This is a genomic window from Lutibacter sp., assembly GCF_040883305.1.
Classification (GTDB): domain Bacteria; phylum Bacteroidota; class Bacteroidia; order Flavobacteriales; family Flavobacteriaceae; genus Lutibacter.
In genome coordinates, this window is the sequence record NZ_JBFLKT010000419.1 from 1 (window position 1) to 5274 (window position 5274).

A 5274-nucleotide genomic window follows, 5' to 3' on the forward strand; every position below is an offset into this window, starting at 1 on the left:
GAAGTAGATGAGCGCATACCTTCTAAAGTGGTTGGTGCCATTTGACCACCTGTCATTCCATAAATACCATTATTCACAAAAATAATAACAATGTTTTCACCTCTGTTACAAGCGTGAATAGTTTCTGCAGTTCCAATAGCTGCCAAGTCACCATCACCTTGATAGGTAAAAACGTACTTTTCTGGCCAAGTTCTAGCAATTGCTGTAGCTACTGCAGGAGCACGTCCGTGTGCTGCTTGAGTGATATCAATATTCATAAAATCGTAAGCTAAAACAGAACAGCCAACTGGCGCAACTCCAATGGTATCTTCAGAGATTCCCATTTCATCAATTACTTCCATTGCTAGGTTATGTGCAGTACCGTGTCCACAGCCTGGGCAATAGGACAAAGTAGTGTCTGTCATTAATTTTGATTTACAAAATACTTGATTTTCGGGTTTTATAATATCTAATACGTTCATTTTATAATTTTTTGTTCTAAAGCTTCTAATACTTCTTCTGGAGTGTGAATAATTCCTCCAGTTCTTCCAAAATGCTCCACAGGTACTTTATGCTCAACTGAAAGACGAACATCTTCTACCATTTGCCCAGCATTTAATTCAACACTTAAAATTCCTTTTACTTGATCGGCTAAATCAAATAAAACTTTTTTAGGGTAAGGGAATAACGTTATAGGCCTTAATAAACCTGCTTTTATTCCTTTTGCTCTTGCTAATTGCACTGCCTTTTGGGCAATTCTAGCACTTGATCCATAGGCCACAAATAAATAATCTGCATCTTCAGTTTGAAATTCTTCGTACCGCATATCTTCTTTTTCCATTTGTTCGTATTTTCTCATTAATTTACGAACTCTAGCTTCCATTTTTTCAGATTGTAAATCTAAAGAAGTAATTATATTACGTTCTCTATTTTTTGTTTTACCAGTAGTTGCCCAATCACCATTTAATTTAATAACTTCTTCGTCAGTTAATCTAATTTTTTGGTCTTTAAGATTTACCTTTTCCATCATTTGACCAATCAGACCATCTGAAAGAATTAAAACAGGCGCACGGTATTTAAAGGCAATATCAAAAGCATCTTCTACAAAATCTGCCATTTCTTGAACGGATGAAGGTGCCAAAACATATAATTTATAATCTCCGTGGCCACCACCTTTTACAGATTGAAAATAATCTGCTTGAGAAGGTTGAATTGTACCTAAACCAGGTCCACCTCTTACAACATTTACAATTACAGATGGTAATTCAGCTCCGGCTAAATAAGATATCCCTTCTAGTTTTAGTGAAATTCCTGGGCTAGATGAAGAAGTCATTACTTTTTTACCAGTACTTGCAGCACCATAAACCATATTTATTGCTGCAACTTCGCTTTCAGCTTGCAATACAACCATTCCTGTTCTTTCTTCAGGACGTTCGGTCATTAAATATTCTATAACTTCTGATTGCGGTGTAATAGGATATCCGAAATAAGCATCAACACCAGCTCTAATCGCGGCCTCAGCTAATGCTTCGTTTCCTTTCATTAATTTTAATTCTGACATGTTTCTTGTTTATTTTGTTAAGCTGAAACCTTTACTCTATATACCGAAATAGCTCTATCAGGACAAACAATTGCACAGTTTGTGCATCCAGTACAAGCTTCTGGATTATTCATATATGCATAGTGATATCCTTTTCTATTTACTGTTGATGTCATACCAATTACATCTTCAGGACATACAGGTATACAAACTTCGCAACCTTTACACGCTTCCGTGTCAACTACAATTGCTCCTTTAACTTTTGCCATTTTAATAATATATTAGGTGATTATTAACTTGTTATTTTATTATTCTCAAAGTTATGGCTATTTTATTGTAAAAAGTATGATAAATATCAATTTAATGATAATTGTCATATTTTTTAAGCTTTTCTTAATAAAAAAAAACGCCCTAGAAGGCGCTTTTATTATAATTTTATAAGAATGTAACTATTGTTTCTTAATATAAATTTTTAAATTTTGAAGGGTTTACTTCTTGCATAATTTTGTAAATAGTTTCAAAAATATCTTCTGCATTTGGTTTTGAAAAGTAATCGCCATCGGTACCATAAGCTGGTCTGTGAGATTTAGCAGTTAAAGTAATAGGCTTACTATCTAAATATTGATAGGCATTTTGCTTTTCTAAAATTTCATTTAATAAATAAGATGAAGCTCCTCCTGGAACATCTTCATCAATAATAATTAGTCTATTTGTTTTTTGAACACTTTTTACAATGTCTTGATTTATATCAAAAGGAAGTAAACTTTGCACATCAATAATTTCAATATCAATATCTACTTGATTTAAATCTTTACCAACGTCTTGAACAATTTTTAAAGTTGATCCATAAGAAACTACCGTAATATCTGAACCTTCTTTTACGGTTTCAACTACACCAATAGGTGTTCTAAATTCACCAAAATTGTTAGGTAATTTTTCTTTTAAGCGGTAGCCATTTAAATTTTCAACAATTAATGCAGGTTCATCACATTCTAAAAGTGTATTATAAAAACCAGCTGCTTTTGTCATATTTCTTGGAACCAAAATGTTCATACCTCTTAATAAATGTACAATTGCTCCCATAGGAGAACCAGAATGCCATATGCCTTCTAATCTATGTCCTCTTGTTCTTATTATTAAAGGTGCTTTTTGGGTGCCAACTGTTCTGTATTGTAATGAAGCTAAATCATCACTTAAAATTTGTATTGCATATAATAAATAATCTAAATATTGAATTTCTGCAATTGGGCGTAACCCTCTTAAAGCCATTCCAATACCTTGACCAACTATGGTTGCTTCTCTAATTCCAGTATCTGAAACTCTAAGTTTCCCGTATTTTTCTTGTAGTCCAACCAAACCTTGGTTTACATCTCCTATATTTCCTGCATCTTCTCCAAAAATGAAAACGTTATCATTATTTGCGAAAATAGTATCAAAATTATCTTTAATAATTATTCTACCATCAACCAACTCTGCTTTTTGGTTATATGTTGGCAACACTTCTTTAACGTTAGTAGCCTTTTTGTTGGTTTGACTATAAAGATGCGAACTAAATAGAGGTTGCTCACTTTTTAAATAGCTAGTAATCCAGTTTTGAAGTTGTGTTTTTTCAACAGAATTTTCGTTTCTAATATATACAGCGACTTTTCTGGCTGTTGCTAAAAGATCTTTTCTAGATGGTTCTAAGATGGCTGTTAATTCACTTTTTAATTTATTTATGAATACTTTATTATTGCTCTTATTAGCTAAATTTTCTAAAATATTTAACAACCTAATTTTCTGATTTTTTACTGGAGCTAAAAATGCAGTCCAAGCTTCTCTTTTTGCTTGTGAAACTAATTTTTTAGCATCTTTTTCAATTTGAATTAACTCAGATTCGGATTCAACAAATTTTAAAATAGTATTATTTTCGTCTTGCAATTCAAATTCAAAAATCCAATCGCGCATTTTGGCAACACAATCGTGTTGTTTTTCCCAAATTAAACGTTCTTTGGTTTTATAGCGTTCATGTGAACCAGATGTAGAATGTCCTTGTGGTTGTGTTAAGTCTTTTACATGTATTAATACAGGAACATGTTCTTCTCGTGCAATTTTTGAAGCTTTATTATATGTATCTATTAGTTGGGGATAATCCCAACCTTTTACAACAAAAATTTCGTATCCATCTCCTTTTTCATCTCTTTGAAATCCTTTTAAAATTTCAGAAATACTTTCTTTTGTTGTTTGAAATCTTGCAGGTACTGAAATTCCATAATCATCATCCCAAACATTAATTACCATAGGTACTTGTAATACTCCGGCAGCATTTATGGTTTCAAAAAATAGCCCTTCGGAAGTACTAGCGTTTCCAATTGTTCCCCAAGATATTTCATTTCCATTATTTGAGAATTTTGGGTTTTTTACTTCGTCAATATTTCTAAATAGTTTTGAAGCATAAGCAATACCCAACATTCTTGGCATTTGTCCAGCAGTTGGAGAAATATCACTAGTTGAATTGTATTGTTCGGTTAAGTTTTTAAACTCACCATTTTCGTCTAAACTGTGCGTTGAAAAGTGCCCACCCATTTGACGACCACCAGACATGGGATCTGCTTTTATACTTGGGTGTGCATACAAACCTGCAAAAAATTGTTGCGGTGTAAGCTCTCCAATTGCCATCATAAAAGTTTGATCTCGGTAATAACCAGATCTAAAATCTCCTTTTTTAAAGGCTTTTGCCATTGCCAGCTGGGGTACTTCTTTTCCATCACCAAAAATACCAAACTTGGCTTTTCCTGTTAGTACCTCTCTTCGCCCTAGAATACTACACTCTCTACTTATTACAGCAATTTTATAATCTTGTAATACTTCTTTTTTAAATTGCTGAAAAGAAAGTTGCTCTTGACTTGTTGAAGAAGACTCTAGCTGCATATTTTATGATTTTTTTAGTTTTGCAAATGTACGAAATTTATGTGATATTTAAAAACGACTCTAATGCGTTGAATTATTTTTAATAGAATTAAGAAAAATCTATATATTTTTAACAATACTCTAACAGAAGTTAAAAACAATTAAAAATATAGTCAATTTTAATAAAAACCTCTTTTTACAAAATTATAAATTCGTTTGGGTTTGATTACTAAGACAAATCGAATTTTAGAACTGTATTGTGGAGCTGAAACTTCCCATCCTAAATTTGAATAAAATGGGAAATAAACTTCTAAAATATCTTGAATAAAGTTTAGTCGTATTCCATTTTCATGGGCAAAATAAACACTCTTATTTCTATTTTTTACAAAACCAACATCGTTATAAACTTCTACCCATCTCCAAATTCCTACACTAGTGTTTAATGTTGATAGCCATTGGTTTGCGAACGAAACTGGTAGTTTAGATTTAAAACCACCTTCGTTAATAATAATTTGCTGACTAAAAATACCAGAAGTTTCCGATCTTCCTAAATAATCGTATTGAAATAAATAATCTGTTGGTCTGTCTAAGGCAAAACTAAAGTAATTGGTTTTAGTTTTATTGGTTATAAATGCACCTGCAAAAAATCGAAAATCGAATTGTCTATTTGAATCTGTAAGTTTTCTAAATTGAGCTGTTACAGAAAGTTTACTAAATTTACTAGAAACTTCTAATCCTGTCGAAAATCTAACATCATCTATTATTCCCGGACTTGAATATCCATATCCTAAATTAAAAACGCTGTATTTATTAGTTTCAATGTGTTCAGTTTGGGTTGGCGATCTTTCTTTATCTATAAATGTAAA

At 32.0% G+C, this 5274-nt stretch carries 4 protein-coding genes and 1 pseudogene; all 5 read right to left on the reverse strand.

Annotation, left to right across the window (positions count from 1 at the left end; all coding sequences use genetic code 11):
- Positions 1-461: thiamine pyrophosphate-dependent enzyme (locus AB1Z17_RS13535; RefSeq protein WP_368052301.1), on the reverse strand; the 461-nt coding region annotated here is incomplete at its 3' end.
- Positions 458-1540, reverse strand: coding sequence for a 3-methyl-2-oxobutanoate dehydrogenase subunit VorB (locus tag AB1Z17_RS13540; protein ID WP_368052302.1), 1083 nt, complete (start codon positions 1538-1540; stop codon positions 458-460). The genes AB1Z17_RS13535 and AB1Z17_RS13540, both read right to left, overlap by 4 nt.
- Before the next feature lie 17 nt (positions 1541-1557).
- Positions 1558-1788 carry a ferredoxin family protein gene (locus AB1Z17_RS13545; protein WP_134247688.1) on the reverse strand — a complete coding sequence of 77 codons (231 nt, stop codon included), beginning with the start codon at positions 1786-1788 and terminating at the stop codon, positions 1558-1560.
- A 190-nt stretch (positions 1789-1978) separates the two neighbouring features.
- Entirely contained in the window at positions 1979-4429 is a 2451-nt protein-coding gene (locus AB1Z17_RS13550; protein WP_368052303.1) for a thiamine pyrophosphate-dependent enzyme, read from the reverse strand.
- 158 nt (positions 4430-4587) lie between these two features.
- Positions 4588-5274: pseudogene (locus AB1Z17_RS13555) on the reverse strand (aminopeptidase); the annotation flags it as partial.

Bases quoted from the DNA above. Each gene is read 5' to 3' on its own strand.
- AB1Z17_RS13545 (WP_134247688.1), bottom strand. From the start codon at position 1,788: ATGGCAAAAGTTAAAGGAGCAATTGTAGTTGACACGGAAGCGTGTAAA.
- AB1Z17_RS13550 (WP_368052303.1), bottom strand. From the start codon at position 4,429: ATGCAGCTAGAGTCTTCTTCAACAAGTCAAGAGCAACTTTCTTTTCAG.
- AB1Z17_RS13540 (WP_368052302.1), bottom strand. From the start codon at position 1,540: ATGTCAGAATTAAAATTAATGAAAGGAAACGAAGCATTAGCTGAGGCC.